At 69.3% G+C, this 24,603-nt stretch carries 25 protein-coding genes; 12 read left to right on the forward strand and 13 right to left on the reverse strand.

Annotation, left to right across the window (positions count from 1 at the left end):
- Nucleotides 1–67 precede the first annotated feature (67 nt).
- From G537_RS0135255 to G537_RS0135265, 3 genes are read right to left on the reverse strand one after another with little or no spacing between them, the layout of a single operon-like run.
- Nucleotides 68–367 (reverse strand): AzlD family protein, encoded by a 300-nt coding sequence (locus tag G537_RS0135255; protein ID WP_026874028.1) that lies wholly within the window; start codon nucleotides 365–367, stop codon nucleotides 68–70.
- On the reverse strand, nucleotides 364–1,062 hold the full coding sequence (locus G537_RS0135260) for an AzlC family ABC transporter permease (protein ID WP_026874029.1): 699 nt from the start codon (nucleotides 1,060–1,062) through the stop codon (nucleotides 364–366). The genes G537_RS0135255 and G537_RS0135260 overlap by 4 nt, the downstream gene beginning before the upstream one ends.
- Before the next feature lie 18 nt (nucleotides 1,063–1,080).
- On the reverse strand, nucleotides 1,081–1,944 hold the full coding sequence (locus G537_RS0135265; RefSeq protein WP_026874030.1) for an AraC family transcriptional regulator: 864 nt from the start codon (nucleotides 1,942–1,944) through the stop codon (nucleotides 1,081–1,083).
- A gap of 154 nt (nucleotides 1,945–2,098) precedes the next feature.
- Here G537_RS0135265 and G537_RS0135270 point away from each other — a divergent pair, with 154 nt between their 5' ends.
- Together G537_RS0135270 and G537_RS0135275 are read left to right on the forward strand one after the other, a co-directional pair.
- Nucleotides 2,099–2,863: a class I SAM-dependent methyltransferase gene (locus G537_RS0135270; RefSeq protein ID WP_026874031.1), complete on the forward strand. Its 765-nt coding sequence runs from the start codon at nucleotides 2,099–2,101 to the stop codon at nucleotides 2,861–2,863.
- Nucleotides 2,860–3,798, forward strand: coding sequence for a DMT family transporter (locus G537_RS0135275; protein WP_026874032.1), 939 nt, complete (start codon nucleotides 2,860–2,862; stop codon nucleotides 3,796–3,798). The genes G537_RS0135270 and G537_RS0135275 overlap by 4 nt, the downstream gene beginning before the upstream one ends.
- Here the strand turns inward: G537_RS0135275 and G537_RS0135280 are convergent.
- The 4 genes from G537_RS0135280 to G537_RS0135295 all read right to left on the reverse strand — a co-directional run bounded on the left by G537_RS0135280 (nucleotide 3,779) and on the right by G537_RS0135295 (nucleotide 6,247).
- Complete coding sequence (locus G537_RS0135280; RefSeq protein WP_026874033.1) at nucleotides 3,779–3,961, reverse strand: hypothetical protein; 183 nt, start codon at nucleotides 3,959–3,961, stop codon at nucleotides 3,779–3,781. The two genes, G537_RS0135275 and G537_RS0135280, sit on opposite strands and share 20 nt — an antisense overlap.
- A 153-nt stretch (nucleotides 3,962–4,114) precedes the next feature.
- The gene (locus tag G537_RS41705) at nucleotides 4,115–4,483 is read right to left on the reverse strand and encodes a hypothetical protein (protein ID WP_064742268.1); all 369 of its coding nucleotides are present in this window, start codon (nucleotides 4,481–4,483) and stop codon (nucleotides 4,115–4,117) included.
- A gap of 152 nt (nucleotides 4,484–4,635) precedes the next feature.
- The gene (locus G537_RS0135290) at nucleotides 4,636–5,478 is read right to left on the reverse strand and encodes an ureidoglycolate lyase (RefSeq protein WP_026874034.1); all 843 of its coding nucleotides are present in this window, start codon (nucleotides 5,476–5,478) and stop codon (nucleotides 4,636–4,638) included.
- 25 nt (nucleotides 5,479–5,503) lie between these two features.
- Entirely contained in the window at nucleotides 5,504–6,247 is a 744-nt protein-coding gene (locus G537_RS0135295) for an SDR family oxidoreductase (RefSeq protein WP_026874035.1), read from the reverse strand.
- A gap of 143 nt (nucleotides 6,248–6,390) precedes the next feature.
- Here G537_RS0135295 and G537_RS41710 point away from each other — a divergent pair, with 143 nt between their 5' ends.
- The 9 genes from G537_RS41710 to G537_RS0135340 all read left to right on the forward strand — a co-directional run bounded on the left by G537_RS41710 (nucleotide 6,391) and on the right by G537_RS0135340 (nucleotide 17,379).
- The gene (locus tag G537_RS41710) at nucleotides 6,391–7,359 is read left to right on the forward strand and encodes a Gfo/Idh/MocA family protein (protein ID WP_034854109.1); all 969 of its coding nucleotides are present in this window, start codon (nucleotides 6,391–6,393) and stop codon (nucleotides 7,357–7,359) included.
- Nucleotides 7,360–7,447: 88 nt separating this feature from the next.
- Nucleotides 7,448–8,371, forward strand: a complete 924-nt coding sequence (locus G537_RS0135305) for a DnaJ C-terminal domain-containing protein (protein WP_026874036.1) — start codon at nucleotides 7,448–7,450, stop codon at nucleotides 8,369–8,371.
- A gap of 80 nt (nucleotides 8,372–8,451) precedes the next feature.
- Nucleotides 8,452–9,516: a COX15/CtaA family protein gene (locus G537_RS0135310; protein ID WP_026874037.1), complete on the forward strand. Its 1,065-nt coding sequence runs from the start codon at nucleotides 8,452–8,454 to the stop codon at nucleotides 9,514–9,516.
- Between the two features lie 226 nt (nucleotides 9,517–9,742).
- Complete coding sequence (locus tag G537_RS0135315) at nucleotides 9,743–11,341, forward strand: peptide ABC transporter substrate-binding protein (RefSeq protein WP_026874038.1); 1,599 nt, start codon at nucleotides 9,743–9,745, stop codon at nucleotides 11,339–11,341.
- A 310-nt stretch (nucleotides 11,342–11,651) separates the two neighbouring features.
- Nucleotides 11,652–13,250, forward strand: coding sequence for a peptide ABC transporter substrate-binding protein (locus G537_RS0135320; protein WP_064742269.1), 1,599 nt, complete (start codon nucleotides 11,652–11,654; stop codon nucleotides 13,248–13,250).
- 110 nt (nucleotides 13,251–13,360) lie between these two features.
- Complete coding sequence (gene oppB / locus G537_RS0135325) at nucleotides 13,361–14,281, forward strand: oligopeptide ABC transporter permease OppB (protein WP_026874040.1); 921 nt, start codon at nucleotides 13,361–13,363, stop codon at nucleotides 14,279–14,281.
- A 10-nt stretch (nucleotides 14,282–14,291) separates the two neighbouring features.
- The gene (locus G537_RS0135330) at nucleotides 14,292–15,206 is read left to right on the forward strand and encodes an ABC transporter permease subunit (protein ID WP_051249524.1); all 915 of its coding nucleotides are present in this window, start codon (nucleotides 14,292–14,294) and stop codon (nucleotides 15,204–15,206) included.
- Nucleotides 15,207–15,209: 3 nt separating this feature from the next.
- Nucleotides 15,210–16,316, forward strand: coding sequence for an ABC transporter ATP-binding protein (locus tag G537_RS41715; RefSeq protein ID WP_281171526.1), 1,107 nt, complete (start codon nucleotides 15,210–15,212; stop codon nucleotides 16,314–16,316).
- A gap of 10 nt (nucleotides 16,317–16,326) precedes the next feature.
- The gene (locus G537_RS0135340) at nucleotides 16,327–17,379 is read left to right on the forward strand and encodes an ABC transporter ATP-binding protein (protein WP_034854112.1); all 1,053 of its coding nucleotides are present in this window, start codon (nucleotides 16,327–16,329) and stop codon (nucleotides 17,377–17,379) included.
- Between the two features lie 262 nt (nucleotides 17,380–17,641).
- Here G537_RS0135340 and G537_RS0135345 read toward each other — a convergent pair whose 3' ends face one another.
- The 4 genes from G537_RS0135345 to G537_RS41720 all read right to left on the reverse strand — a co-directional run bounded on the left by G537_RS0135345 (nucleotide 17,642) and on the right by G537_RS41720 (nucleotide 21,325).
- On the reverse strand, nucleotides 17,642–18,214 hold the full coding sequence (locus G537_RS0135345; protein WP_026874043.1) for a DJ-1/PfpI family protein: 573 nt from the start codon (nucleotides 18,212–18,214) through the stop codon (nucleotides 17,642–17,644).
- 554 nt (nucleotides 18,215–18,768) lie between these two features.
- Nucleotides 18,769–19,323 (reverse strand): DUF1345 domain-containing protein, encoded by a 555-nt coding sequence (locus G537_RS0135350; protein WP_155888929.1) that lies wholly within the window; start codon nucleotides 19,321–19,323, stop codon nucleotides 18,769–18,771.
- A gap of 185 nt (nucleotides 19,324–19,508) precedes the next feature.
- Nucleotides 19,509–20,666 carry an aminotransferase gene (locus G537_RS0135355; protein WP_026874045.1) on the reverse strand — a complete coding sequence of 386 codons (1,158 nt, stop codon included), beginning with the start codon at nucleotides 20,664–20,666 and terminating at the stop codon, nucleotides 19,509–19,511.
- Between the two features lie 32 nt (nucleotides 20,667–20,698).
- Nucleotides 20,699–21,325, reverse strand: coding sequence for a hypothetical protein (locus tag G537_RS41720; RefSeq protein WP_155888930.1), 627 nt, complete (start codon nucleotides 21,323–21,325; stop codon nucleotides 20,699–20,701).
- A gap of 111 nt (nucleotides 21,326–21,436) precedes the next feature.
- On the opposite strand from G537_RS41720, the gene def reads away from it, so the two are divergent.
- On the forward strand, nucleotides 21,437–21,952 hold the full coding sequence (gene def, locus G537_RS0135365) for a peptide deformylase (protein WP_026874046.1): 516 nt from the start codon (nucleotides 21,437–21,439) through the stop codon (nucleotides 21,950–21,952).
- Between the two features lie 9 nt (nucleotides 21,953–21,961).
- On the opposite strand, the gene G537_RS0135370 is transcribed toward def, so the two are convergent.
- Both G537_RS0135370 and G537_RS0135375 read right to left on the reverse strand, forming a co-directional pair.
- Entirely contained in the window at nucleotides 21,962–23,950 is a 1,989-nt protein-coding gene (locus G537_RS0135370; protein WP_026874047.1) for a hypothetical protein, read from the reverse strand.
- A gap of 66 nt (nucleotides 23,951–24,016) precedes the next feature.
- The gene (locus G537_RS0135375) at nucleotides 24,017–24,565 is read right to left on the reverse strand and encodes a thioesterase family protein (protein ID WP_026874048.1); all 549 of its coding nucleotides are present in this window, start codon (nucleotides 24,563–24,565) and stop codon (nucleotides 24,017–24,019) included.
- Between the last annotated feature and the right edge of the window lie 38 nt (nucleotides 24,566–24,603).

The raw sequence follows: 24,603 nt of genomic DNA on the forward strand, positions 1-24,603 counted from the left end.
TTCGTCCTAATGTCCGACATATCTATAGGACGATGGGCCTGAAGCCGCAACGCCGCGCAGCGTCGCGTCAGCCGACCGCGCGCAGCGCCACCACCGCGACGACGCCGACCAGGATGGTGGCGAGCAGCGGCAGCCGGGTGGCGGCGAGCGCGGTGACCAGCGCCGCCGCGGTCTCGGCCCAGCCGGTCGCCAGCACCATCGGGGCGATCACCGCGGTCAGCACCGCCGGTGGCGCCGCGTCGAACGCCGCCTTCATCCGGCCCTGCAGCCGCAGCCGGCCGACCAGGAACAGGCCGGAGATCCGGGTCAGATAGGTCACCACCGCCATGCCCAGGATGGCGGCCAGGGTGGTCGGATCCACACTCATGCCGGCACCTCCTTCGGCTCCGCGGCCAGCCAGGCGGCGGCGATGCCGGCCAGGGCACCGGCCGCGACATGCCAGGGCGGGCCGGCGAAGCGGTAGGCCAGTGCGGCGGTGACCAGGCTGGCGGCGATGGTCGCCGTGCTGCGGTGGCCGTTCCAGAAACCGACGACCAGGCCGATGAACAGGGCGGTGAAGGCGAAGTCGGCGCCGATCCGGGTCGGGTCGCCGATCGCGGCGCCGACCACGGCGCCCAGCGTTCCCCACACCACCCAGTTCAGCCAGAAGAAGCCGCCCATCGCCAGGAAATAGGCCGGGGTCAGCTCGCGGCCCATGGCCCGCCGCTCCGCCATCGCCCAGTTCTCGTCGGCCATCACCGCGTATCCGAGAAGGCGCTGGGACCAGGTGAAGGTCCCGGTGCGCCGGGCCAGCGACAGACTCATCAGGATGTGGCGGGAGTTGATCAGCAGGGTCGACACGACCAGCGTCGCCACCGGCACCGGCCAGGACCAGAGATCGATCGCGGCGAACTGCGCGCCGCCGGCAAAGACCAGCGCGCCCATCAGCGCCATCTCGGCCGGCGACAGCCCCTTGGCGGCTCCGAGCGCGCCGCAGAGCAGGCCGATCGGGATCGCCGCGATCGCGGCCGGAAGAATGTCGCGGATGCCGTCCGCGGCATCGCGCCAGAAGGTTCGGGTCATGCGGCAGCCGATGAGAGGTCAGGGATGAAAGCCGGCCCGGTAGGCGCCGGGGGCGATGCCGAGCCGCGCCTTGAAGGCATGGGTCAGATGGGCCTGGTCGCAGAAGCCGGTGGCGGCCGCGACCTCGGCCGGCGCCTCGCCCGCCTGCAGCCGGCGGCGCGCGGCCTGGACCCGAAGGTTGAGCAGATAGGCGTGCGGCGTCATCCGAGTCTCGCGACGGAAGGCGCGGATCAGGTGGTCGCGCGACAGCCCGGCCTCGGCGGCGAGGTGGTCGAGCGACAGCCCCTCGGCATGACGGTCGCGCATGACCTGCCTGACCCGAGCGATCCGGCCGGAGTCCGGCGCCGGCTCCGCCGGCTGGAAAGCGGCGTGGCGGACCAGGCAGCGGCCATAGGCGCACAGCAGCAGCTCCTCCACCGCCAGGAGGTCGCCACCCCGGGCCAGCGCGGCGAAAGCTTCCGCGAACAGCGCCGCGGTCTCTGGGTCGTGCACCACCGGTTCCGGAAAGAACGGGGTCCCGGTCACGGGCCGGCCGGTGATCTCCGACGCCAGGCGCCGCAGCAGCGCGACCGAGGGATAGGTCATGCGGTAGCGATAGCCGTCGCCATGCGGCGCACCGTCATGCACGTCCTCCGGGTTCACCAGGACCAGGTCGCCCGGGCCGCCGTAGCGCTGCACGCCGCGCGCCAGCCAGGTCTCGCAGCCGGCGAAGATGCCGCCGACGACATAGGTCTCGTGCATGTGCAGGGCGTAGCGATGGGTGCAGAACGTGGCCTCCAGGCATTCCAGCCCGTCGAAGCTCGCGACCGTGAAGAACCGTGCCTGCTCGCCGCGCGCGAGCGGCTCGGCCGCCATCGCCTGTTCCTGTGTGACGCTGTCCATCCGCCCGATCATAGGCGCGGGCACCGCCCCGTCTTGTAGAAAATCGGCATGGCGAGGCCGGGCTTTGCACCGTCACGGCCGATACATCCATCCGGCATTGGCCGCGGAGACCCGAAGGGCGCGATAGTGTCCCGGAATCACAGGGGACGCCGCCATGAGCGCGATCAGGGAAGTGCAGTCGTGGAGCGCCGAGGGCTATGCCCGCAACGCCCGCTTCGTCGCCGATCTGGGCCAGCCGGTGCTGGATCTGCTGGCGCCGCGGCCCGGCGAGCGCATCCTCGATCTCGGCTGCGGCGACGGCGCCCTGACGGCCAAGCTGGCGGCGGCGGGCGCCGAGGTGGTGGGCGCCGACAGCTCGGCCGAGCTGGTCGCCGCCGCCCGCGCCCTGGGCCTCGACGCCCGCATCGCCGACGGCCAGGCCCTGCCCTTCGCGGCCGAGTTCGACGCGGTGTTCAGCAACGCCGCGCTGCACTGGATGCCCAAGGCCGACGCGGTGATCGCCGGCGTCCGGCGGGCGCTGAAGCCGGGCGGCCGCTTCGTCGGCGAGTTCGGCGGCCATGGCAATGTCGCGGCGATCGTCACCGCGCTGGTCGCGGCGCTGAACGCCCGTGGCCTGGACGGCGCGGCCCGGGTGCCCTGGTTCTTCCCGACCCCGGCCGAATACGCGGCGAAGCTGGAGGCGCAGGGCTTCCGCGTCGACACGATCGGCCTGGTGCCGCGGCCGACGCCGCTGCCCACCGGGATGCGCGGCTGGCTCGACACTTTCGCCAACCCGCTGCTCGACGGCATCGACGGGCCGGCGCGGTCGGCGCTGCTGGACGAGGTCGAGGCGCTGCTGGCGCCCAGCCTGCGCGACCAGGCCGGACAGTGGACCGCGGATTATGTCCGGCTGCGCTTCGCCGCGACGCTGGCGTCATGACCGCGGCGGTGCGGGCCGAAGCCGGCCGGCGCGGCGAGGCGCTGGGCTACCTGCTGGCGGTCCTCGGCGTGCTCGCCTTCTCCACCCGGCCGGTGCTGATCCGGCTGGGCTATGCCGAAGGGGTCGACGCCGAGACCCTGCTGGCGCTGCGCATGGGCCTGTCGCTGCCCTTCTTCGTGGCGATGTGGGCCTGGAGCCGGCGGCGCACCGCCGGTCCGCTGGCGCCGGGCGACCTGCTGCGCACCGTGGCGCTCGGGCTGCTCGGCTACTGGATCGCCAGCTACTGCGACTTCCTGGGGCTGCGCACGGTGCCGGCCGGGCTGGGCCGGATCATCCTGTTCCTGTACCCGACCTTCGTGCTGGTGCTGTCGGCCCTGGTGCTCGGCCGGCGGCCGCAGCGGCGCGAGATCCTGTGCCTGGTCGTCGCCTATGCCGGGCTCGCACTGGTGCTGGACGCCGCGGCCGAGAGCTTCGACGAGGCGAGACTGGGCGGCGCCGGGCTGATCCTGCTGAGCGCCCTGGCCTATGCCGCCTATCTGGTCTGGGGCAGCGACACGGTGCCCCGGATCGGCAGCACCCGCTTCACCGCCATCGCCATGATGGCGGCCTGCGCCGCCTGCATCGCGCAGTTCTTCGTGCTGCGCCCGGCCGACCACCTGCTGGTGTCGGGCAGGGTGCTGGGCATCGCCGCCTGGATCGCGGTGATCGGCACGGTGCTGCCGGTCTGGGCCACCAGCGAGGCGCTGAAGCGGATCGGCGCCGCCAGGGCGGCGCTGCTCGGCGCGCTCGGCCCCGTCTCCACCATCCTCCTGGCCTGGGCCGGGATGGATGAAGGGCTGACCGGGCTGCAGGTGCTGGGGGCGGTTCTGGTGGTGGGTGGCGTCGGGCTGCTCACGCTGCCACGGCGCCAGGATCCTAAAATAGCAGGGCGATGACCGCCGCGACGGCGCTGAGCACGACAGGCACGGCCGCAATCACCCATGCGACCGCGACCTCGGACCAGGACACCCGGGGCGACCGGGTCTCCGGAGCTGTCCATCTTTCGCTCTGCGCCATCGGATCGTCCGGCTCCAGGCCGGTCATTCCGATGAGGCCCATGTTTCAACTCCGCGCTTCATTCCAGCGCAGCGCCTCGGCCGGACCATCCGACCGAGGCGCATCTACGACTATCGCGAAGTTGACGCACCGCCGCTGTGACCTACGGCACAGCGCACCCGGCGAAACCCGGTTCCGCGCCGAGGCGGCCCGGCTTCAGCGCCAGTGGCCCTCGATCCAGATCCCCCGGCTCCAGTAACCCGGCACCCAGACCCGGGCCGGCGGCGCCGCATAGACCACGCGGGGCGGCGGCGCATAGACCACCGGCGGAGGCGGCGGCGCGTAGACCACGGGCGGTGGGGCGTAATAGACCGGCGGCGGCGCGTAATAGACCGGGGGCGGCGCGTAGTAGGCCCGCGGCCCCAGCGGGATGCCGATGCCGATGCTCACACCGGAATGCCAGCCCCAGCCGCCGCGCCACCAGGCTTCGGCCGGGGTGGAGGCCATCAGCGGCACGGCCAGGGCGGCGCCGAGCACCGCCAGGATCGCGGCGCGGCGCGGGATGATGCGGAACACCTTCAGCATGGTGACACCATCTGTCTGAACGCGGCACGCCGAAGCGGGCGTGTCCCTGATCACACGGAGAGATGGTGCGCCGCCGTCGCCGGCGGCAAGGCGATTTACCGCAATTTAATGCGCCACGGCACGGGCGCCCGATGACGCCCGTGCCGGTGCCGTCAGGCCTGGACCGTCTTCTGGGCCTGCTCGCCCAGTTTTTCGATGCCGAGGCGGATGGTCTGGCCCGCCTTCAGGTACTTCGGCGGCTTCTGCCCCATGCCGACGCCCGGCGGCGTGCCGGTGGTGATGATGTCGCCCGGCTGCAGGCTCATGAACTGGCTGAGATAGCTGACCAGGAACGGCACCTGGAACACCATGGTCCTGGTCGAGCCGTCCTGGTAGCGGTGGCCGTCGACCTCGAGCCACATGTGCAGGTCCTGCGGGTCCGGCACCTCGTCGCGAGTCACCAGCCAGGGCCCGATCGGGCCGAAGGTGTCGTGGCCCTTGCCCTTCACCCACTGGCCGGAGCGCTCGATCTGGAAGGCGCGCTCGGAGACGTCGTTGACCACGCAGTAGCCGGCGATGTGGTCGAAGGCCTCGGCCTCGCTGATGTACTTGGCCGCCTTGCCGATGACGACGCCCAGCTCGACCTCCCAGTCGGTCTTCTCGCTGCCGCGCGGGATCTCGACATCGTCGTTCGGACCGACGATGGCGCTGGTCGGCTTCATGAAGATCACCGGCTCCGGCGGCACGGCGAGGCCGCTCTCGGCCGCGTGGTCGGAGTAGTTGAGGCCGATGCAGATGAACTTGCCGACCCGCCCGACGCAGGGGCCGAGCCGCGGATTGCCGGCGACGACCGGCAGCGAGGACGGATCCACGGCCTTGAGCCGGGCGATGCCCTCGGGCGTCAGCGCCTCGCCGGCGATGTCGGGAACCACACCCGACAGGTCGCGGATCCGGCCCTCGGCGTCGAGCAGGCCCGGCTTCTCCTGCCCCGCGGGGCCGTAGCGCAGCAGCTTCATTGATGTTTTCTCCCAGAAGCTCGGTTCAGATGGTGATGCCGCCGTCGACGGCGATGGCCTGGCCGGTGATGTAGGAGCTCTCGTCCGAGGCCAGGTAGACCGCCAGCGACGCGATCTCCTCGGCGGTGCCGAGGCGGCCCATCGGCTGCCGCGCCACGAAGGCGGCGCGCGCCTTCTCGACATCGCCCTGCGCCGCCATGCGGTCCTGCAGGCTCGGCGTCTCCACCGTACCCGGGCAGATGGCGTTGCAGCGGATGCCCTGGCCGACGAAATCGGCGGCGATCGACTTGGTCAGGCCCAGCAGCGCCGCCTTGGTGGCGCCGTAGACGAAGCGGTTCGGCAGCCCCTTGATCGAGGAGCAGACCGAGGCGACGTTGACGATGGCGCCGCCGCCCGCCCCGATCATCGCCGGCAGGAAGGCCCGGCACATGTGATAGGCCGAGCGGACGTTGAGGTCGAAGGAGAAGTCCCAGTCCTTCTCCTCGCAGTCGAGGATGGTGCCGGCATGGACGAAGCCGGCGCAGTTGAACAGCACATCGACAGCGCCGCGCTGCGCCGCATAGGCCTTGATCGCGTCGTGGTCGAGCACGTCGAGCCGGGCGACGCTGATGCCGGGCACCTCGGCCGCCAGCGACTGCAGCGCCGCCTCGTTGACATCGGTGGCGTGGACCGTCGCCCCTTCGCGGGCGAAGGCCAGCGCCGTCGCCCGGCCGATGCCCTGCCCCGCCGCGGTCAGAACCGCCGTCTTGCCCGCCAGCCTTCCAGCCATGTCCGCAACCCGGTTGTTAAGTCGGACGTATTCCTCGCCCCGGACAGCGTGGCCGTCAAGCCGGAAGCGTATCACCGCTGGTCAAAGCGATGGCAACGGCGTTAGGAAGGCGGAACGAAACTGACCACGAGCGTGGAGATGTCATGAAGCGGACCCGGACCGCGGTGATCGGCGCGGGCTATTTCGGCAGCCTGCACGCCGCCAAGCACGCGGAACTGCCCGAGGCCGAGCTGGTCGCGGTCTGCGACACCGACCCTGGCCGGGCCGAGGCGCTGGCGGCCAAGCACGGCGCCCGGGCGGTGACCGGCCTGGCGGAGCTGATCGGCCAGGTCGACGCGGTCAGCATCGCGACGCCGACCAACGCCCATTTCGAGACCGCGCGAACCTGCCTCGAGGCCGGGATCCACGTGCTGATCGAGAAGCCGATCAGCAACACGCTGGAGGAGGCCGATGCGCTGACCCGCCTGGCCGCCGAGCGCAAGCTGGTGCTGCAGGTCGGCCATCTGGAGCGGTTCAACCCGGTGGTGCAGGGCCTGACCAAGATCCTGGACCGGCCGCGCTACATCGAATGCCAGCGCATCTCCGCCTTCAAGCCGCGCGGCACCGACGTCAATGTCGTGCTGGACATGATGATCCACGACATCGACCTGGTGCTGAAGATCGTCGGCTCGCCGGTCGAACGGATCGACGCCGTCGGCGCGCCGGTGCTGAGCGAGGCCGACGACATCGTCAACGCCCGGCTGCAATTCGCCAATGGCTGCACCGCGGCCGTCACCGCCAGCCGGGTCAGCTGGAAACGCCACCGCACCATGCGGATCTTCCAGCAGGACGGCTACATCATGGTCGACCTGAGCGAGGCCAAGCTGACCTTCATCCGCAAGACGCGCGGCCGCGACGGCCAGCCGGAGCTGTATCAGGAGGAGCAGCAGTTCGAGGCCGGGGATCCGCTGAAGCTGGAGATCCAGAGCTTCCTCGACAGCGTCGGCAACGGCCGCCCGCCGGTGGTCAGCGGGCCGGAGGGCCGGGCGGCGCTGGCCGCGGCGCTGGATATCACGCATCAGCTGGCCGACTGGCGCCGGCGCTTTCAGGACGACGACGCAACCGCAAATTGAAGACCGCAGGGGCGAGGGGGAGCGTTGAAACCGAGGCGGCGCGACATCATCTATCCGGATCAAAGGCTTACCCCCCGAGATCCGAGCCATGGATGACCCGTATGCCGTGCTGGGCGTGCCCCGCACCGCCAGCGACGACGAGATCCGGCGGGCCTATCGCAAGCTCGCCAAGAAGTACCACCCGGACCTGAACCGCGGCGATCCGGGAGCCGAGGAGCGGTTCAAGGCGGTGTCGGGCGCCTATGACCTGCTGGGCGACGCCGAGAAGCGCCGCCGCTTCGACGCCGGCGAGATCGACGCCAACGGCGCCGAGCGCGGCTATGCCCGCCGGCCGGGCGGCGGCTGGGCCGGTGCCGGAACCGGCGCCGGCGGTACGCGCTATCAGCGCTACGACAATTTCGACGTCTTCGCCGATGCCGGTGACCTCGACGACATCCTGCGCGGCATGTTCGGCCAGGGCGCCCGGGCCGGCGGCGGCAAGGGCCGCGACATCAGCTATACGCTGCGGGTCGACTTCCGCCGCGCCCTCGAGGGCGGCGAGACCACGGTGACGCTGGCCGACGGCCGCTCGCTCAAGGTCACCCTGCCGGTCGGGCTGACAGACGGCCAGACCATCCGCCTGCGCGGCCAGGGCGAGAAAGGCCCCCGCGGCGTCCCCGGCGACGCGCTGATCGAGGTCCGGATCATCCCCGACCCGGTGCTGGAGCGCGACGGCAACGACATCCGCATGACCCTGCCGGTGTCGCTGCAGGAAGCGGTGCTGGGCGGCCGGGTGGAGGTGCCGACGCTGGTCGGCCCGGTGATGCTGACCATCCCGAAGGGCTCGAACAGCGGCACGGTGCTGCGGCTCAAGGGCAAGGGCGTGCACAGCCCGACCGCCGGCGGCCGCGGCGACCAGTATGTCCGGCTGGCCGTCACCCTGCCCGACCCGGTCGACCCGGAGCTGGCCCGCTTCGTCGAGGAATGGGGCAGCCGCCACCCCTACGACCCGCGGCGCGGCAAGATCCGCTGAGCGCGGTCCGGAACGGCCACGGATCCCTGCGACAAAAGCAGATTTGACGCCGCCGCGGCCCGGCGCGATAAGGCCGCTCCATGCAATCCGTTCCTGCCGCCGCGGCCCTGCGCCCCGCCGTCGCCTCCACCATGCGCCCGGTCGCGCTGTGGCTCTTCCTCTGCGCCGCCATGGTCTTCGCCATGGCGGTCATCGGCGCGGTCACGCGGCTGACCGAGAGCGGCCTGTCGATCGTCGAATGGGCGCCGGTCAGCGGGGCGATACCGCCGCTGTCCGACCAGGCCTGGCAGGACGCCTTCGCCGCCTACAAGGCGACGCCGGAATATCTCTACAAGAACACCGGCATGTCGCTGGAGGCGTTCAAGCAGATCTTCTTCTGGGAATGGCTGCACCGGCTGTGGGGCCGGCTGATCGGCCTGGTCTTCGCCGCCGGCCTGGCCTGGTTCTGGTGGCGCGGCGGGCTCGACCGCGGCCTGCGGCTGCGCCTGCTCGGCCTGCTGGTCCTGGGCGGGCTGCAGGGGGCGCTGGGCTGGTTCATGGTGATGAGCGGCCTGGTGGACCGGCCCTCCGTCAGCCATTACCGGCTGGCCGCGCATCTCGGCCTCGCCGTGCTGCTCTACGCCCTGATCCTGTGGACCGCCTACGGGCTGACGCTGCCGCGGCTCGGCCATTTCGCCGGGGTGCCGTCGCTGCGCCGGCACGCATCGGTCGCCATCGGCTGCGTCGCGGTCACCATGTGCTGGGGCGCCTTCGTCGCCGGGCTGGACGCGGGCCAGGTCTACAACACCTTCCCGCTGATGGACGGACGGTTCCTGCCGCCGGAATCGTTCAGCATCATCCCGGCCTGGCTGAACTGGTTCGACAACACCGCCCTGGTGCAGTTCACCCATCGCTGGCTGGCGATCGGCACCGCCCTCGTGGTCCTGGCGCTGGCCTTCCGCGGCCGCGGCACGCCGGCAGCGGGATGGGCCGGGCTGGCCGGGCTGATGGTGGCGGTCCAGGTCGGCCTCGGCATCTCCACCCTGCTGGCGCAGGTGCCCGTCTGGCTGGGGGCGATGCACCAGGCGGGGGCGCTGCTGCTGCTGGCCCTGCTGCTCGCGCTCCGCTTCGTCAGCCGGCCGGCTTCGGAATCGCGGGTCAGATGACGGCAAGAACACGCCGAAGAACAAATCCAGCACCGACTTGACGCTTTATCCAGCGCGACTTGCGCGGCTTCGAAGATCCGCAACGGAGTTGTGGACAGCCATGAATTCGATTGCCCGGATACGGTCGCGGCGGTACCGTCCCAGCCATCACTCTTGCCGACGACGGATGGATGAGGAGACCGCCGCCGCGAGAGCGCTCGCAGACAGGACAGCAGGGGGCAATCACATGCACAGCTTCAGCCGGCCCCTGGCGCGCGGGCTGCTGGTCGCCGCCCTCCTGGCCGGCATGTCGGGCGCGGCCGCGGCCGAGACAGTGCTCAACCGCGGGAACGGCGCCGAGCCGTCGACCCTCGACCCCCACAAGATCGAAGGGAACACGGAAGCCAACATCGCGACCGACCTGTTCGAAGGCCTGATGACCTACGGCGCCAAGGGCGAGCCGGTCCCGGGCGCGGCCGAGCGCTATGCGATGTCGGATGACGGCCTCACCTACACCTTCACGCTGCGGGCGGACGCGAAGTGGTCGGACGGCACGCCGGTCACCGCGGCCGACTTCGTCTTCTCCTGGCAGCGGCTGGTCGACCCCAAGACCGGCTCGGCCTACGCCTACTATCTGGACCAGGTCGTCAACGCCCGGGAGATCCGGAACGGCCAGAAGCCGCCCGACGCCCTCGGCGTCAGGGCGGTCGACGACCGCACCTTCGAGGTCAAGCTGGTGGCACCGACGCCGTATTTCGTCTCGTCGCTGGTGCACCAGTCGACCTATGCGGTCAGCCGGGCCAATCTCGAGACGTACGGCAACGACTTCATCAAGCCCGGCAACCTGGTCTCGAACGGCGCCTACAGGCTGGCCGAGGCGGTGCCGCAGGGCTACATCAAGCTGGTCAAGAATCCGCAGTTCCACGACACGGCGAACGTCGCGATCGACACGGTCATGTACTACCCGACCGAGGACGTCGATTCGGAGCTGCAGCGCTACAGGGCGGGCGAGCTCGACATCACCTTCGACCTGCCGAGCCAGCAGATCCCCGCCCTGAAGAAGGAGATCCCCGACCAGCTCCACATCGTGCCCTTCCTCGCCACCTATTTCTACGCCTTCAACATGACGCGCGAGCCGTGGAAGAGCAGCCCGGAGCTGCGCCAGGCCCTGTCGCTGGCCGTCGACCGTGACGTGCTGATCAAGAACATCACCCAGGCCGACCAGGTCCCGGCCTACAGCTTCGTACCGCCCGGCACCGACAACTTTCCGGGCTGGGAGCCGGAAGCGGCCCGGATGACCCAGGCCGAACGCGACGCCAGGGCCAAGGACCTCTACGCCAAGGCCGGCTACGGTCCGGACAAGCCGCTGAAGCTGACGATCACCTACAACACCAGCGAGAACCACAAGCGGCTGGCGGTCGCCATCGCCGCGATGTGGAAGCAGAAGCTGGGCGCCGACGTGACCCTCGACAACGAGGAGTGGGCCACGTTCCAAAGCACCCGCAACAAGAAGACGTTCCCGGACATCGCACGGCACGGCTGGTTCGGCGACTACAACGACGCGTATACCTTCCTGCAGCTCGAGCTCGGTGACGTCGGCGAGCAGAGCACCTCGGGCTATGCCAATCCCAAGTTTGACGCGCTGATGGCCGAGGCCACCAAGGCGACGGACCCGCAACAGCGCGGCGCGCTGCTGCAGGAGGCGGAGAAGGTGATGATCGCCGACATGCCGATCCTGCCGCTCTATTTCTACACCACCAAGCACGCCGTTTCGCCGGCCGTGAAGGGTTGGACGGACAACGTCGCGGACTTCCACCTCTCGCGCTGGCTCTCGGTCGACCGGTGAGGCCGCGCCCGGCGCCGCTCCGTTTGGTCACCTGGCCGGTTTCGGAATCGCGGCTGAGATGACGCCAAGAAGAAAGTTAAGAACAAGCAGGATGCCGATTCGACACTTTCCTTTTTGCGACTTTTGCAAGGCATGAAACCCGCGCCGGATTCATAGCAGACCCGCGAATTCGATTGCTCAAATGCGGTCGAAACGATACCGTCCAGCGCATCACTCCTCGCTGGTGGGAGACGGACGAGAGCGCGTCCGAACGGCCGCGCTTTGCAAACAAACCAGTGACCGGGAAACCGGAAACAGTAGGGGCGAACACATGCACAGCTTCACCAAGATCCTGGCTCGCGGCCTGCTGGCGGCCGCGCTGCTCGGCGGCGTGTCCAGCGTGGCCGTGGCCGAGGTGGTCTTCAACCGCGGCAACGGTGCCGAGCCGGAGACGCTGGACGTCCACAAGTCGACCGGCGTGCCGGAGTCCCACATCCAGATGGACCTCTTCGAGGGCCTGATGACTCCGGACGCCAAGGGCGAGCCGGTCCCCGGCGCCGCCGAGAGCTGGACCGTCTCCGATGACGGCCTGACCTACACCTTCAAGTTGCGCCAGAACGCCAAGTGGTCGGACGGGTCGCCGGTGACGGCGGCGGACTGGGTGTTCTCCTGGCAGCGTCTGGTCGACCCCAAGACCGCCAGCGACTACGCCTATTTCCTGGACCAGGTGGTGAACGCCAAGGACATCCGCGACGGCAAGAAGCCGGTCACCGATCTGGGGGTCAAGGCGGTCGACGACCACACCTTCGAGGTGAAACTGGCCGCCCCCACCCCGTATTTCCTGGCGATGCTGGTCCATCACTCGACCTATGCGATCAGCAAGGCCAACTACGAGAAGTTCGGCGACGACTTCGTGAAGCCGGGCAACATGGTGTCGAACGGCGCCTTCATGCTGGCAGAGGCGGTGCCGCAGTCGCATGTGAAGCTGGTCAAGAACCCGAACTTCCATGACGCGGCGAGCGTCAAGGTCGACACGGTGATGTTCTACGCCACCGAGGATCAGAACGCCGAGCTGCAGCGCTTCAAGGCCGGCGAGCTGGACGCGACCTACGAGATCCCGCCGCAGCAGATCAAGGAGCTGCAGCAGACCAATCCGGACGAAACCCGGCTGGCTCCGTATTTCGGCACCCACTTCTACGCCTACAACCTGACCCACGAGCCGTGGAAGAGCACCCCGGAGCTGCGTCAGGCGCTGGCCCTGGCCATCGATCGGGACGTCATCACCGGCAAGATCATGAACGCCGGCGAGATCCCGGCCTACACCTTCGTCCCGCCGGGGACCGACAACTTCAACGGCTGGGAACCCGACTACGCCAAGATGACCCAGGCCGAGCGCGACGCGAAGGCGAAGGAGCTGCTCGCCAAGGCGGGGTACGGCCCGGACAAGCCGCTCGACGTCGAGATCATCTACAACACCAGCCAGCTGCATAAGAATGTCGCCGTGGCGATCTCGGCGATGTGGAAGCAGAAGCTGGGCGTCAACGCCACCCTCACCAACATGGAGTGGAAGACGTTCCTGGACACGCGCGACAAGAAGCAGTTCAAGGACATCACGCGCCACGGCTGGATCGGCGATTACAACGACGCCAACAACTTCCTGGAGCTGGAGCGCTGCGACATCGGCGAGCAGAGCACGTCCGCCTACTGCAACCCGAAGTTCGACGAGCTGATGAACCAGGCCGCGCGTGAGGCCGACCTCCAGAAGCGGGCCCAGATCCTGCAGGACGCCGAGAAGCTGATGATCGCCGATGCGCCGATCATCCCCTTCGCCTTCTATGCCAGCAAGCACATGGTCTCCGCCCATGTGAAGGGCTGGGAGAACAATGTTCAGGACTTTCACCCGAGCCGTTGGGTGACGGTCGAACGCTGAGCACGATGCCATGACGATGCTCGCCATCCGCCGGTCGGATGGCGGGCATCGCCTTTTCGGCGCCCGGGCGCACCCTTCGGGCCTGCCGCACGGGCGCAAGGATCCCTGATATGTTGAGCTACACAGTCCGCCGAATCCTCGGTGCCATACCGACCCTTCTCATCATCATCGCGGTCGCCTTCTTCATGATCCGGCTGGCGCCGGGCGGCCCGTTCGATGGCGAGAGGCCGCTGCCGATCGAGATCAAGCGGAACCTGGAGAAGGCCTATCACCTGGACGAGCCGCTCTACATGCAGTTCGGCCGCTACATGGCCAATGTCCTGCAAGGCGACTTCGGGCCTTCGTTCAAATACAAGGACTATTCGGTCAACGAGCTGATCAGCGAAGGCTTCCCCTATTCGCTGCAGATCGGCCTGGCGGCGATCGCGATCGCAACCGTCTGCGGCATCTTCTTCGGAACGATGGCGGCGCTGCGGCAGAACTCGATCGGCGACTACGGGACGATGACCCTGGCGATGGTCGGCATCACCATCCCGAACTTCGTGGTGGCACCGCTGCTGATCCTGCTCTTCGCGGTGATGTGGCGGCTGCTGCCCGCCGGCGGCATCACCGCCGGCTGGACCTCCTTCATCCTGCCGATCGTGGCGCTGGCCCTGCCGCCGACCGCCTATATCGCCCGCCTGACCCGCGCCAGCATGATCGAGGTGCTGCGGTCGAATTTCGTGCGCACCGCCCGGGCCAAGGGCCTGCCGGAGCGGATCACGATCATGCGCCACACGCTGAAGGCCGGCCTCCTGCCGGTCGTCTCCTATCTCGGCCCCGCCACCGCCGGCATCATCACCGGCTCGGTCGTGATCGAGCAGATCTTCGGTATTCCCGGGATCGGCCGCTACTTCGTCCAGGCGGCGCTGAACCGCGATTACACCCTGGTCATGGGCGTGGTGATCTTCTTCGCCGCCCTGATCATCCTGTTCAACCTGCTGGTCGACCTGCTGTACGGCGCGCTCGACCCGCGCGTGCGCTACGATTGAGGATCCGGCCATGACGGACGCCACGATCGGGACCGTTCCCTCCCGGCCCAACCAGATCAAGGGACGCAGCCTCTGGCAGGACGCCTGGCGCCGCCTGCGCGGCAACAAGGCCGCCGTGGCCAGCCTGGTTGCCCTGTTGCTGATCGCCATCGTCTGCGTCGCCGGGCCGTATTTCCTGCCCTGGGGGCTGGACGACGTCGACTACACCGCGTTCCAGGCCGCGCCGAGCTTCGCAGCCGCGGCCGACGGCACCGCGCCGCATTATTTCGGCACGGAATCCAACGGCCGCGACCTGCTGGTGCGGACCCTGTACGGCGGCCAGATCTCGCTGCTGGTCGGCATCGTCGGCACCCTGGTCAGCCTGATCATCGGCGTCACCTACGGCGCCACCGCCGGCTTCCTGGGCGGGCGGGTCGACAACCTGATGATGCGCGTCGTCGACGTGCTCTATTCGCTGCCCTTCATGTTCTTCGTGATCCTGCTGATGGTGTTCTTCGGCAGGAACATCCTGCTCATCTTCGTCGCCATCGGCGCGGTCGAGTGGCTCGACATGGCGCGCATCGTCCGCGGCCAGACCCTGTCGATCAAACGCAAGGAATACATCGAGGCCGCGCATGCCTGCGGCGTCTCGACCTGGCGGATCATCCGCAAGCACGTGATCCCGAACACGCTCGGCCCGGTCATCGTCTACATGACCCTGACCGTGCCGAAGGTGATCCTGCTGGAGAGCTTCCTGTCCTTCCTCGGCCTCGGGGTGCAGGAGCCGATGACGAGCTGGGGCGTGCTGATCGCCGACGGCGCCCGCAACCTGAACATCGCCTGGTGGATGCTGGTGTTCCCGGCCGCCTTCCTGGCCGTCACCCTGTTCTGCCTCAACTTCATCGGGGACGGGCTGCGCGACGCCCTCGACCCGCGTGACCGTTAAGCCATGACCGCAACCCTCGTGACCACCCCGACCCCGATGACCGGCACCGCGGCCGCCCCGGCCACCCAGGCCGAGACCATCCTGGCGATCCGCAACCTCGTCACCCGCTTCAAGACCGGCGACGGCGTCGTCGCCGCGGTGAACGGCATCTCGCTCGACATCGCCGCCGGCGAGACCCTCGGCGTCGTCGGCGAGAGCGGCTCGGGCAAGAGCCAGCTGTTCATGTCGGTGATGGGCCTCCTGGCCGCGAACGGCCGCGCCACCGGCAGCGTCCAGTACCGCGGGCAGGAGATCCTGGGCCTGCCGCCGGCGAAGCTGAACCGCTTCCGCGGCTCGAAGATGTCGATGATCTTCCAGGATCCGATGACGTCGCTGAACCCCTACCTGACCATCGCCCGGCAGATGACCGAGGTGCTGGTGCAGCACAAGGGGATGACCCAGTCCCAGGCGCTGAAGCGCTCGGTCGAGATGCTGGACCTGGTCCGCATCCCCGAGGCGAAGCGGCGCATCGGCATGTATCCGCACGAATTCTCCGGCGGCATGCGCCAGCGCGTGATGATCGCCATGGCGCTGCTGTGCCAGCCGGACCTGCTGATCGCCGACGAGCCGACCACGGCGCTCGACGTCACAGTCCAGGCCCAGATCCTCGACCTGATGCGCGACCTGAAGCGCGAGTTCAACACCTCGATCGTGCTGATCACCCACGATCTCGGCGTCATCGCCGGTCTCGCCGACCGGGTGATGGTGATGTATGCCGGCAACGTGGTCGAGACCGGGTCCGTGCGGGACATCTTCTACAGCCCGCAGCACCCCTACACCGAAGGGCTGCTGCAGAGCATGCCGCGGCTGAACTCCGACCGGCACGCCGAGCTGCCCTCGATCGGCGGCCAGCCGCCGAACCTGCAGGACCTGCCGCCCGGCTGCAACTTCCAGCCGCGCTGCCGCTACGCCCATGCCCGCTGCCTGGCCGAGGAGCCGGCGCTGCTGCCATGCGGCGGCGAGGCCGGGGCCGGGCCGCGGGCCAAGGCCTGCCACCTGATCCAGCTGCCTCTGACCGAGGCCGACCGCGCCATCATCGAGGCGGATCGCGCCGCCCGGACCCGTCATTGAGGCCCGCGCCATGACCGATACACATCAGCCGGCCAATCCTTCGTCCGACGGCAAGACGATCCTGTCGGTGCGCGACCTGCGCGTGCATTTCACCATGCCGAAGCGGCACCTCTGGTCCGGCCACCGCGACACGCTGAAGGCGGTCGACGGCATCAGCTTCGACCTGAAGGCCGGCGAGACCCTGGGCATCGTCGGCGAATCCGGCTGCGGCAAGTCCACCCTCGGCCGCGCCGTGCTGCAGCTGATCCCCCCGACCGCGGGCCAGGTGGTGTGGATGGGCGAGAACATCGCCAATCTCGACAGCGGCGCGATGCGGGAGAAGCGGCAGGACCTGCAGATCATCTTCCAGGACCCGCTGGCCTCGCTGAACCCGCGCATGACGGTCGGCGAGATCATCGGCGAGCCGCTCGACGTGTTCGAGGGCAAGCTGAGCCGGAAGGAACGCCGGGCCAAGGTCGAGGAGATGATGGGCCTGGTCGGGCTGCGGCCGGAGATGATCAACCGCTACCCGCACGAATTCTCCGGCGGCCAGGCGCAGCGCATCGGCATCGCCCGGGCGATGATCCTGAACCCGAAGCTGATCGTCTGCGACGAGCCGGTCTCGGCCCTCGACGTCTCGATCCAGAGCCAGATCGTCAACCTGCTGATGCGGCTGCAGCGCCAGTTCGGCCTGTCGCTGATCTTCATCAGCCACGACCTGTCGGTGGTGCGCCACATCAGCCACCGGATCATGGTGCTGTATCTCGGCAAGCTGGCGGAGATCGCCGACCGCGACGACATCTACGAGAATCCGCGCCATCCCTACACCCAGGCGCTGATCTCGGCGGTGCCGCTGCCCGACCCGGATGCGGAGCGCGCTAAGAAGCGGATCGTGCTGACCGGCGACCTGCCGAGCCCGCTGAACCCGCCGACCGGCTGCTATTTCCGCACCCGCTGCCCGAAGGCGCAGGACCTGTGCGCCCAGGTGGCGCCGCAGCTGACCGATGTCGGCAGCCCCGGCCACCAGGCCGCCTGCCACTTCTGGGACACGCCCACGCCGGCGCGGCGAGACGAGGCGGCGTAGCCGACCCGCAGGCGCCCCGTGGCCTCTCCCGCTTGCGGGAGAGGTCGGAGACGCGAAGCGGCTCCGGGTGAGGGGATTTTTGTCGAGGCCGATGCTGGCCCTCACCCGGTCGTCCTGCGGACGCCCGACCTCTCCCGCCATGCGGGAGAGGTAACGCAGTTCGCGGCTGCTGCCTCCCGGCCGGCCCTTCTCGACTGAGCACCCGGAAAACAAAAAGGGCGCCGGAAACCGGCGCCCTTCGAATGCTCTCTGTCCCGAAGGATCAGGCGGCCGCGGCCAGGGAGGCGGCGACGGTCGTGAAGTGCTCGACGATCGAGGCCTTGAACGCCTCCATGTCGAGGTCGTCGCGGGCGGTGATCAGGTTGCCCTCGACCACGACGGTGTCGTCGGCCAGCTTGGCGCCGGCGGCCTCCAGCGTCTCGCGGACGCTGTCATTGGCGACGATGGTGCGGCCCTGCACCCGCTCGGACAGCGCCAGCAGCTGCGGCGCGACGCCGAGGGCGGCGATCGGCTTGCCGGCATCGGCGAAGCCGCGGAGGATGCGCTTGGTGTGCGGGTTGGCGGCCAGCTTGGCCACGCCGCGCTCGCCGCCCGGGATCAGCACCGCGTCGAAATCCGCGGCCAGCGCGTTCGACAGCGGCACGTCGACGGCGAAGTAGTGGCCCCACGCCTTCTCGTGCCAGCCATTGACCAGCCCCTGCTCGGTCGAGACGATCTTCAGGGTGGCGCCGGCGGCGAGCAGGGCCCGCTGCGGCTCGGTCATCTGGATTTCCTCGAACCCGTTCGACACCAGGATGGCGATCGTCTTGCCGGCGAGAGGCTTGTCGTTCTGCATGTATTATTCTCCCTTGCTGAAGCCGGTCCCGGCGGATCCCCTCCGGACCCACATGGGTTGCCTTCGGACGCGCAACGCGCCGTCCTGCGCTGCGGATCGCGATGTCGCGGGCAGCGGCGAAACCATGCCGGGATGGTGATTGAATTCGACCGTAGAAGTGGCGGCGCCGAGGTCGAAAGTCAATGCCGGACACCCATCGCATGGGTGCATTGCACAATGCTGGGGCTCGCCCCGCTTCCGGAACCATCGGGCCGACGCAAAACCGCCGCCCGAAGGCCGGCGGAAGGCGCAAACAAGACCGCCGCCCGGAGGGCGGCGGTCGGAGTTCAACGTTCGGTGAGGCGCCGGTCTTGGTGCCGGCGCTCAAAGATCACCGCGACGAAACGGTCGGTGTCAGGCCGGCAGACCGGAGGTTGCCGACGCCGCTCGATCCGACGCACGCCCGATGAGGGCGGCCGCGGAGATCGTGTTCACCGGAGCGCTAGACATCGGATCACCTCCTTTCGTTTGTTGCACCTGCGATAAAGGTCGGATGAGTGGCCGGTTCTGTCAAGTCAATGCGCTTGGCCGGCTGCGACATTGACCGCCAGGGCCAGGATCACGGTGTTGAAGAAGAAGGACAGGACGCCGTGGCCGAGCGTCAGCCGGCGCATGTAGGAATCGGTGACCTGAACGTCGGAGACCTGGGCGGTCATCCCGACGACGAAGGAATAGTAGAGGAAATCCCACACCCCGGGCTCCCGGTCGCCGGGGAACTCCAGCCCGCGCGCGTCCCGGCGCCTGCCGCGCTCGAGGCCCGCCTTGCCGTAGTAGAGATGGGCGTAGCGGAAGGCAAAGACGGTGTGCAGCGTGGCCCAGCCCAGCAGCACGCTGACGATCGCCAGGACCAGATGCAGCGTCGCCGGCCCTTCCGCCTGATTCAGCAGGCTGAAGATCGAGGCGATGCTGAAGCCGGCCGCGATCACCGTGATCAGCACGATCAGCGGCAGGCCCTCGTCATCGATGTCGGCCCGGCGCCGGATGGTGTCGGGCGTCGCATGCCGGGTCATCACCGCGGTCCAGGCGAGATAGAGGCCGAAAAAGGCGTCGCCCGCCACGACGACGGCCATCGGGTCGCCCGCGCGACCGCCCAGGGCGGACCAGAATGCCAAGCCCAGCAGCACGCCGGCATAGAAGCGGGTGTGGTGCCGCAGATGGTTGCGGATCGAGACGAACAGGACGGCCTCCCTTCGCAGGATCGCTCCCGGGAGGAAGGCATTCCCGAACGCGGCTGTCCAGGCCCGTCTCGGTCCGCTCAGCCGAACTGTCCGGCCAGCCGCTCCAGCGCCTCGTCCAGCACCGAATCCTGCTTGGCGAAGCAGAAGCGGACGACGGTCGAGAGCGGGGCCTCGGCGTAGAATGCCGAGACCGGGATGGCGGCGACGCCGACCGCCTCGATCAGGTGCCGGCAGAAGGCCTGGTCGTCGCCGTCGAAGCCGGTCGAGCCGATGTCGAGATTGACGAAATAGGTGCCGTCGCAGGGCAGCGCCGTGAGCCCCAGCCGCGCGAGGCCAGCGGCGAAGCGGTCGCGCTTGCCCTGCATCTCGGCGACGAGGCCGTCGTAGTAGTCGTCGCCCTTGCCGAGGCCGTAGGCCACGGCCGCCTGCAGGTTCGGCGGGGTGGTGAAGGTCAGGAACTGGTGCGCCTTGCCGAGCAGCGTCGCCAGGGCCGGGGCGGCGGTGACATAGCCGACCTTCCAGCCGGTCAGCGAGAAGGTCTTGCCGGCCGAGCCGATCTTCAGGCAGCGCTCGCGCATGCCGGGCCGGGCGATCAGCGGCTGGTGCTTCCGGCCGTCGAAGACCAGATGCTCGTAGACCTCGTCGCAGATGACATAGGCGCCGGAGCCCTCGACGAATTCGGCGAGGAGGTCGAGCTCGGCCGCGCCGAACACCTTGGCGGCCGGGTTCAGCGGGTTGTTGAACAGCACCGCCTTGGTCTTGGGCGAGAAGGCGCGGGCCAGGGCCGCCCGGTCGAAGGACCAGCCCGGCGGCGTCAGATGCACGAATTTCGGCACGCCGCCGGCGCGCCGGACCAGCGGGAGGTAGGCGTCGTAGAGCGGCTCGAACAGCACCACCTCGTCGCCCGGCTCGATCAGCGCGAACAGCGCCGCCGCCAGCGCCTCGGTGGCGCCGGAGGTGACCACGACCTCGCTGTCGGGATCGACCTCGAGCCCGTAGAAGCGCTTTTCATGCGCGGCCACGGCCTGGCGCAGCTCCGGCAGGCCCAGCATCGGCGGATACTGGTTCCAGCCGTCGGTGACGGCGGAGGCCGCGACCCGCAGCACGTCCTCGGGCCCCTTCCCGTCCGGGAAGCCCTGGCCGAGGTTGACCGCACCATGCTGCCGCGCCAGCCGGGACATGACCTCGAACACGGTGGTGCCGAGGCCGGAGAAGATCGCGTTTCCGGGCTTCATCGTATGACGTATCGTGACGTGCGCCGCTCGTGTCAGTGCCGGGTGACTTCGGACTCGTCGAAATCCCCGTCCTCCGATCCCTCCTCGACCACGTCGAGCATCTCCTCGAACCGGTCGAGCAGGTCCGAATAGTCGCGGTTCGCCCGCAGGAACTTGCGGAACGCCTTGTCGTTGCGGATGTCCTCGTCGAACCAGGCGTCGGCGGCGCGCTGGTGCTCCGGATGGGCCGAGAGGTGGTAGAAGGCCGCCTGCTCGACGGTGGTGATCTGCCCCTCGTCCAGGATCTCCAGCACCGCGCCGACATAGGTCGGCAGCCCGGTCAGGAAGGCGATCTCGTTCGCGGCGGCGGCCAGCTCCTCCTCGTCCAGCGGCGCCTCCGGCGCCTCGCCGGCGGCGACGGCGGCGGCCTGCGCGGCCTCCTCCATCTTGCGGATCTCGTCGCGCAGCGCCGCGAAGTCGCTGTCCTCACCGATCAGCGCCTCGTTCGGGATGCCGCCGATCGCAGCCTCGATCGCCAGCAGCGTGTCGAGCAGCTTGCGCTTGCGCACCACCCAATTGGCACCGCTGCGGACGTCCTCGGCGATCGACCGCAGCCGCTCCTGCTCTTCCGGCGCCATGTCGGAGAGCAGCGATGTCTCGGGTTTGGCTATGGCGGTCACGGTGGTCGTCCTTCTGTTGCGGGCGCACCCTAACACAGCAGCTTCGACACGGCAGCCCCACCGACGGCGACGCTTGACCCTCGTCGGACCTGTGCCTATCTGGACCGCACGATGGCCAAGCTTCCGATCCTGATCGCCCCCGATTCCCGTCTCAAGACCAAGGCGAAGCCGGTCGCCGCGGTGGACGACCGCGTCCGCAAGCTGACCGACGACATGCTGGAGACGATGTATGCCGCGCCGGGCATCGGCCTCGCCGCGCCGCAGATCGGCGTGCTGGAGCGGATCATCGTCATCGACGTCGCCGGCAAGGACGAGCCGCGGGCGCCGCTGCGCCTGATCAACCCGGAGATCACCTGGGCGTCGGAGGAGATGCAGACGGCCGAGGAGGGCTGCCTGTCGCTGCCCGATCAATGGGCCGAGGTGGTGCGCCCGGCCGAGGTCAAGGTCCGATACCTGGACGAGACCGGAACCCAGCAGGAGAAGCACGCGACCGGGCTGCTGGCCACCTGCCTGCAGCACGAGATCGACCATCTCAACGGCGTGCTGTTCGTCGACCACATCTCGGCGCTGCGCCGGAACATGATCCTGCGCAAGGTGCAGAAGTGGAAGAAGGAGCACGCGTCCTAGCGGTGCGTCCTACTTCTCCTTCGCCGCGTCCCAGTAGCTGCTGCCGCCGATGTTGAGCGTGTCCGGCGCCGCGACGTCGTCGCCCGGGACGCCGATGCGCAGCCGGTTGACCGTACCGTCATCCGCCATCAGCTGCAGGGTGTAGCCGTCCAGGCGATAGCGACCGGCCGTGTCCCGCGACTTCAGCGCCCCGCCCACGGAGAAGCCGTTCTCAGTCATCACGGCGCCCATCCCGCCACTGGTGACGCCGACCGATCCGCCGTCCGGCCCCGTTCCCACCGGGCTCTGCATGAAGAAGCTGCCGCCCTGGTGCCGCTCGAAGGTGCCGTCGGCCCGGAACCGCAGATCGATGCGCGTGGTGACGCCGCCCTGCGACACGTTCAGGTAGTAGTAACTGCGGTCCAGCCGGATATCGGGCGGGAATGGCCTCAGCACGGTGAAGCCGGACCAGTCGGCCTCCGCCCCCGCCGCCGCGGTCATCACATATTTCTCGCCGCGCCGTTCCCAGCGCGACCAGTCCTGCGGCGCCCGGCGGCGGACCTGGTCGGCGTCGAGATCGGTCGGCGGGTATTCGAACTCATAGCGATAGGCGGTGCCGTCCTTCAGCAGCAGAAAGGTCTCCTCGTTGCGGTCGGTAAAGGTGCCGCCGCCCGGGTTGATGCCCATCTGGAACTGCTCGCGGAACAGCATCGCCTCGATCCGGTCGGCCGGGACGCCCTTGTCCGGCCCGGCATTCACCTCCGCCGCCCCCGGCGGCCGGTACTCCAGCCCGCCGGCCTCCGGCAGGTCGGAGCGGGCGAGGTGCGAGGGATCGTCCAGCAGCCGGCAGTCGGACAGGCTGATCACCTCGAAGTCATAGACCCGGCTGATCCGGCCGATGACGGTGACGTCCTTGTCCTTCGCCCGCTGGAACCGCTTCTCCTCGGCGTCGTCGGCGAAATCGCAGCTCGCGGACCAGATCGAGCGCTGCTCCGGCAGCCATTGCCGCAGCCGGTCGTCGCCGTCCGACCGGCCGCCAAGCGCCAGCGGACCCAGCTTCTGCATCGCCGCGGTGACGGCCTCGGCCTTGTCGTCGTCGTCCCGGCCGGGGGCACGCCGGAACAGCTCCTTCGCCACGGCCGAAAGCTGGGCGATCGAGAACAGCGTCCTCGGCTTGGCCGTCAGCCCCGGCTCCTCCGGGATGTCGGCCCTGGCCATCCCCTCCGGCCCGTCGAGAAGGCGGCAGCCTTCCAGGGTGACGACCTTGAAGTCGTAAACCCGGCCGATCCGCCCGGCGACCACGACGTCCCGGCCCTCCTCCCGGGCGAAGAGCCTCTCCTCCACCTCGTCGTCGAAGTCGCAGGACGCGGTCCACAGCGACTGCTGGTCGACGGTCCATTGCTGCAGCCGGTCGTCGTCGATGGCCCGGCCGGAGACGGCGATCAGACCCAGCCGGCCCAGGACACCCGATGCCCAGTCGGTCTTCTCGTCCTCGTCGCCGGGCGCCTGCCGCCGGGCCTCGGCCGCCAGGGCCGAGAGCTGGCCCACCGAATACAGCGTCTTCGGCTTCGGCGCGGGCCCCACGAAAGCCTCCAGCACGGCGCGGGCCGTCGCGGCATTGGCGGCGAGGGCAAAGGTCTTGCCGCCGAACAGCGCCGGCAGGGCGCCGCAGACCAGCGGTGTCTTCCCGACCATCGAGTCGGCCTGGGACTGGAGGGCGGCGTCCAGCTCCGACCGGGCATCCGCGAAACCGTCCCTCAGGGTCCGTTCCAGCAGCCGCTCCAGCCGGTCGGCATCGTTCGCCCGGCGCCAAGCCTGCAGCGCCGCCGCATGGGCCTCGGCGCCGGGGGCGTCGGTCCGGTCGCAGTTGGCGACCACGGCGCGGGTGAGGCCGAGCGGCACGTAGACGGTGGTGATCGCCTCCGCCAGCAACTCGGGGTCGGGCCCGGCGGCCGGCGCGGGCCGCGGGACCAGGGCCGCGATCGACGCGGCGACGACCAGGCCTGCCAGGATTCTCATCCGCCCCTCCCCCGTCGAGGTCCGACGCCAGACTGGCCCGGCCTCGCGGCGGGAACAAGGCGAAGATCAGGCGGCGCGTGGCGCGTCCCGCAGGCCCTCGCGCATCGCCTCCTCGCCGTCGCGCAGCGCCAGGACATAGGCCGGCAGCGCGGGCGACGGCCCCTGCCAGCCGAGCGCGGCCGCGATCTCCGCCGTCGGCACCGCGCCGCCGCGATGGAGAAAGGCGGCCTTGACCACCGCATGGGCGGCGACGGCGCCGCGCGCATCCTCGAAGCCCTGCTCGAGATACAGCCACTTCTCGTCCCAGCCGAGCAGCCGGCTGCGCAGCCGGTAGCCGGCGAAGGCGGCGAGCGAGCGGCGGTATCGGATGGTCGCCGCACCGAGCACCGGCATCCAGCGCCGGCGGCGGATCGTGCCGGCCAGCCCGGCGCGCAGCATCAGGTCGAACCGGCCGAGGTCCATGACCGTGAGGTAGCGGCCATTGTTCATGTGCAGGTTCAGGTCGAGGTCGTTCGGCCAGACCCGGAACCGCAGCACGCTCTCGTCGAGCAGCCCGATCCGGCGGCCGAACAGCGCCGCGACCACGACCCGGATGAGGCGGAGATAGAGGTTCATGGGATCTCCTCGCCCATCCCCCTTTTGTCATGCCCGGG

The sequence above is a fragment of the Inquilinus limosus DSM 16000 genome, from assembly GCF_000423185.1.
Lineage (GTDB): Bacteria > Pseudomonadota > Alphaproteobacteria > DSM-16000 > Inquilinaceae > Inquilinus > Inquilinus limosus.

Bases quoted from the DNA above. Each gene is read 5' to 3' on its own strand.
- G537_RS0135255 (WP_026874028.1), bottom strand. From the start codon at position 367: ATGAGTGTGGATCCGACCACCCTGGCCGCCATCCTGGGCATGGCGGTG.
- G537_RS0135260 (WP_026874029.1), bottom strand. From the start codon at position 1,062: ATGACCCGAACCTTCTGGCGCGATGCCGCGGACGGCATCCGCGACATT.
- G537_RS0135265 (WP_026874030.1), bottom strand. From the start codon at position 1,944: ATGGACAGCGTCACACAGGAACAGGCGATGGCGGCCGAGCCGCTCGCG.
- G537_RS0135270 (WP_026874031.1), top strand. From the start codon at position 2,099: ATGAGCGCGATCAGGGAAGTGCAGTCGTGGAGCGCCGAGGGCTATGCC.
- G537_RS0135275 (WP_026874032.1), top strand. From the start codon at position 2,860: ATGACCGCGGCGGTGCGGGCCGAAGCCGGCCGGCGCGGCGAGGCGCTG.
- G537_RS0135280 (WP_026874033.1), bottom strand. From the start codon at position 3,961: ATGGGCCTCATCGGAATGACCGGCCTGGAGCCGGACGATCCGATGGCG.
- G537_RS41705 (WP_064742268.1), bottom strand. From the start codon at position 4,483: ATGCTGAAGGTGTTCCGCATCATCCCGCGCCGCGCCGCGATCCTGGCG.
- G537_RS0135290 (WP_026874034.1), bottom strand. From the start codon at position 5,478: ATGAAGCTGCTGCGCTACGGCCCCGCGGGGCAGGAGAAGCCGGGCCTG.
- G537_RS0135295 (WP_026874035.1), bottom strand. From the start codon at position 6,247: ATGGCTGGAAGGCTGGCGGGCAAGACGGCGGTTCTGACCGCGGCGGGG.
- G537_RS41710 (WP_034854109.1), top strand. From the start codon at position 6,391: ATGAAGCGGACCCGGACCGCGGTGATCGGCGCGGGCTATTTCGGCAGC.
- G537_RS0135305 (WP_026874036.1), top strand. From the start codon at position 7,448: ATGGATGACCCGTATGCCGTGCTGGGCGTGCCCCGCACCGCCAGCGAC.
- G537_RS0135310 (WP_026874037.1), top strand. From the start codon at position 8,452: ATGCAATCCGTTCCTGCCGCCGCGGCCCTGCGCCCCGCCGTCGCCTCC.
- G537_RS0135315 (WP_026874038.1), top strand. From the start codon at position 9,743: ATGCACAGCTTCAGCCGGCCCCTGGCGCGCGGGCTGCTGGTCGCCGCC.
- G537_RS0135320 (WP_064742269.1), top strand. From the start codon at position 11,652: ATGCACAGCTTCACCAAGATCCTGGCTCGCGGCCTGCTGGCGGCCGCG.
- oppB (WP_026874040.1), top strand. From the start codon at position 13,361: ATGTTGAGCTACACAGTCCGCCGAATCCTCGGTGCCATACCGACCCTT.
- G537_RS0135330 (WP_051249524.1), top strand. From the start codon at position 14,292: ATGACGGACGCCACGATCGGGACCGTTCCCTCCCGGCCCAACCAGATC.
- G537_RS41715 (WP_281171526.1), top strand. From the start codon at position 15,210: ATGACCGCAACCCTCGTGACCACCCCGACCCCGATGACCGGCACCGCG.
- G537_RS0135340 (WP_034854112.1), top strand. From the start codon at position 16,327: ATGACCGATACACATCAGCCGGCCAATCCTTCGTCCGACGGCAAGACG.
- G537_RS0135345 (WP_026874043.1), bottom strand. From the start codon at position 18,214: ATGCAGAACGACAAGCCTCTCGCCGGCAAGACGATCGCCATCCTGGTG.
- G537_RS0135350 (WP_155888929.1), bottom strand. From the start codon at position 19,323: ATGGCCGTCGTCGTGGCGGGCGACGCCTTTTTCGGCCTCTATCTCGCC.
- G537_RS0135355 (WP_026874045.1), bottom strand. From the start codon at position 20,666: ATGAAGCCCGGAAACGCGATCTTCTCCGGCCTCGGCACCACCGTGTTC.
- def (WP_026874046.1), top strand. From the start codon at position 21,437: ATGGCCAAGCTTCCGATCCTGATCGCCCCCGATTCCCGTCTCAAGACC.
- G537_RS0135370 (WP_026874047.1), bottom strand. From the start codon at position 23,950: ATGAGAATCCTGGCAGGCCTGGTCGTCGCCGCGTCGATCGCGGCCCTG.
- G537_RS0135375 (WP_026874048.1), bottom strand. From the start codon at position 24,565: ATGAACCTCTATCTCCGCCTCATCCGGGTCGTGGTCGCGGCGCTGTTC.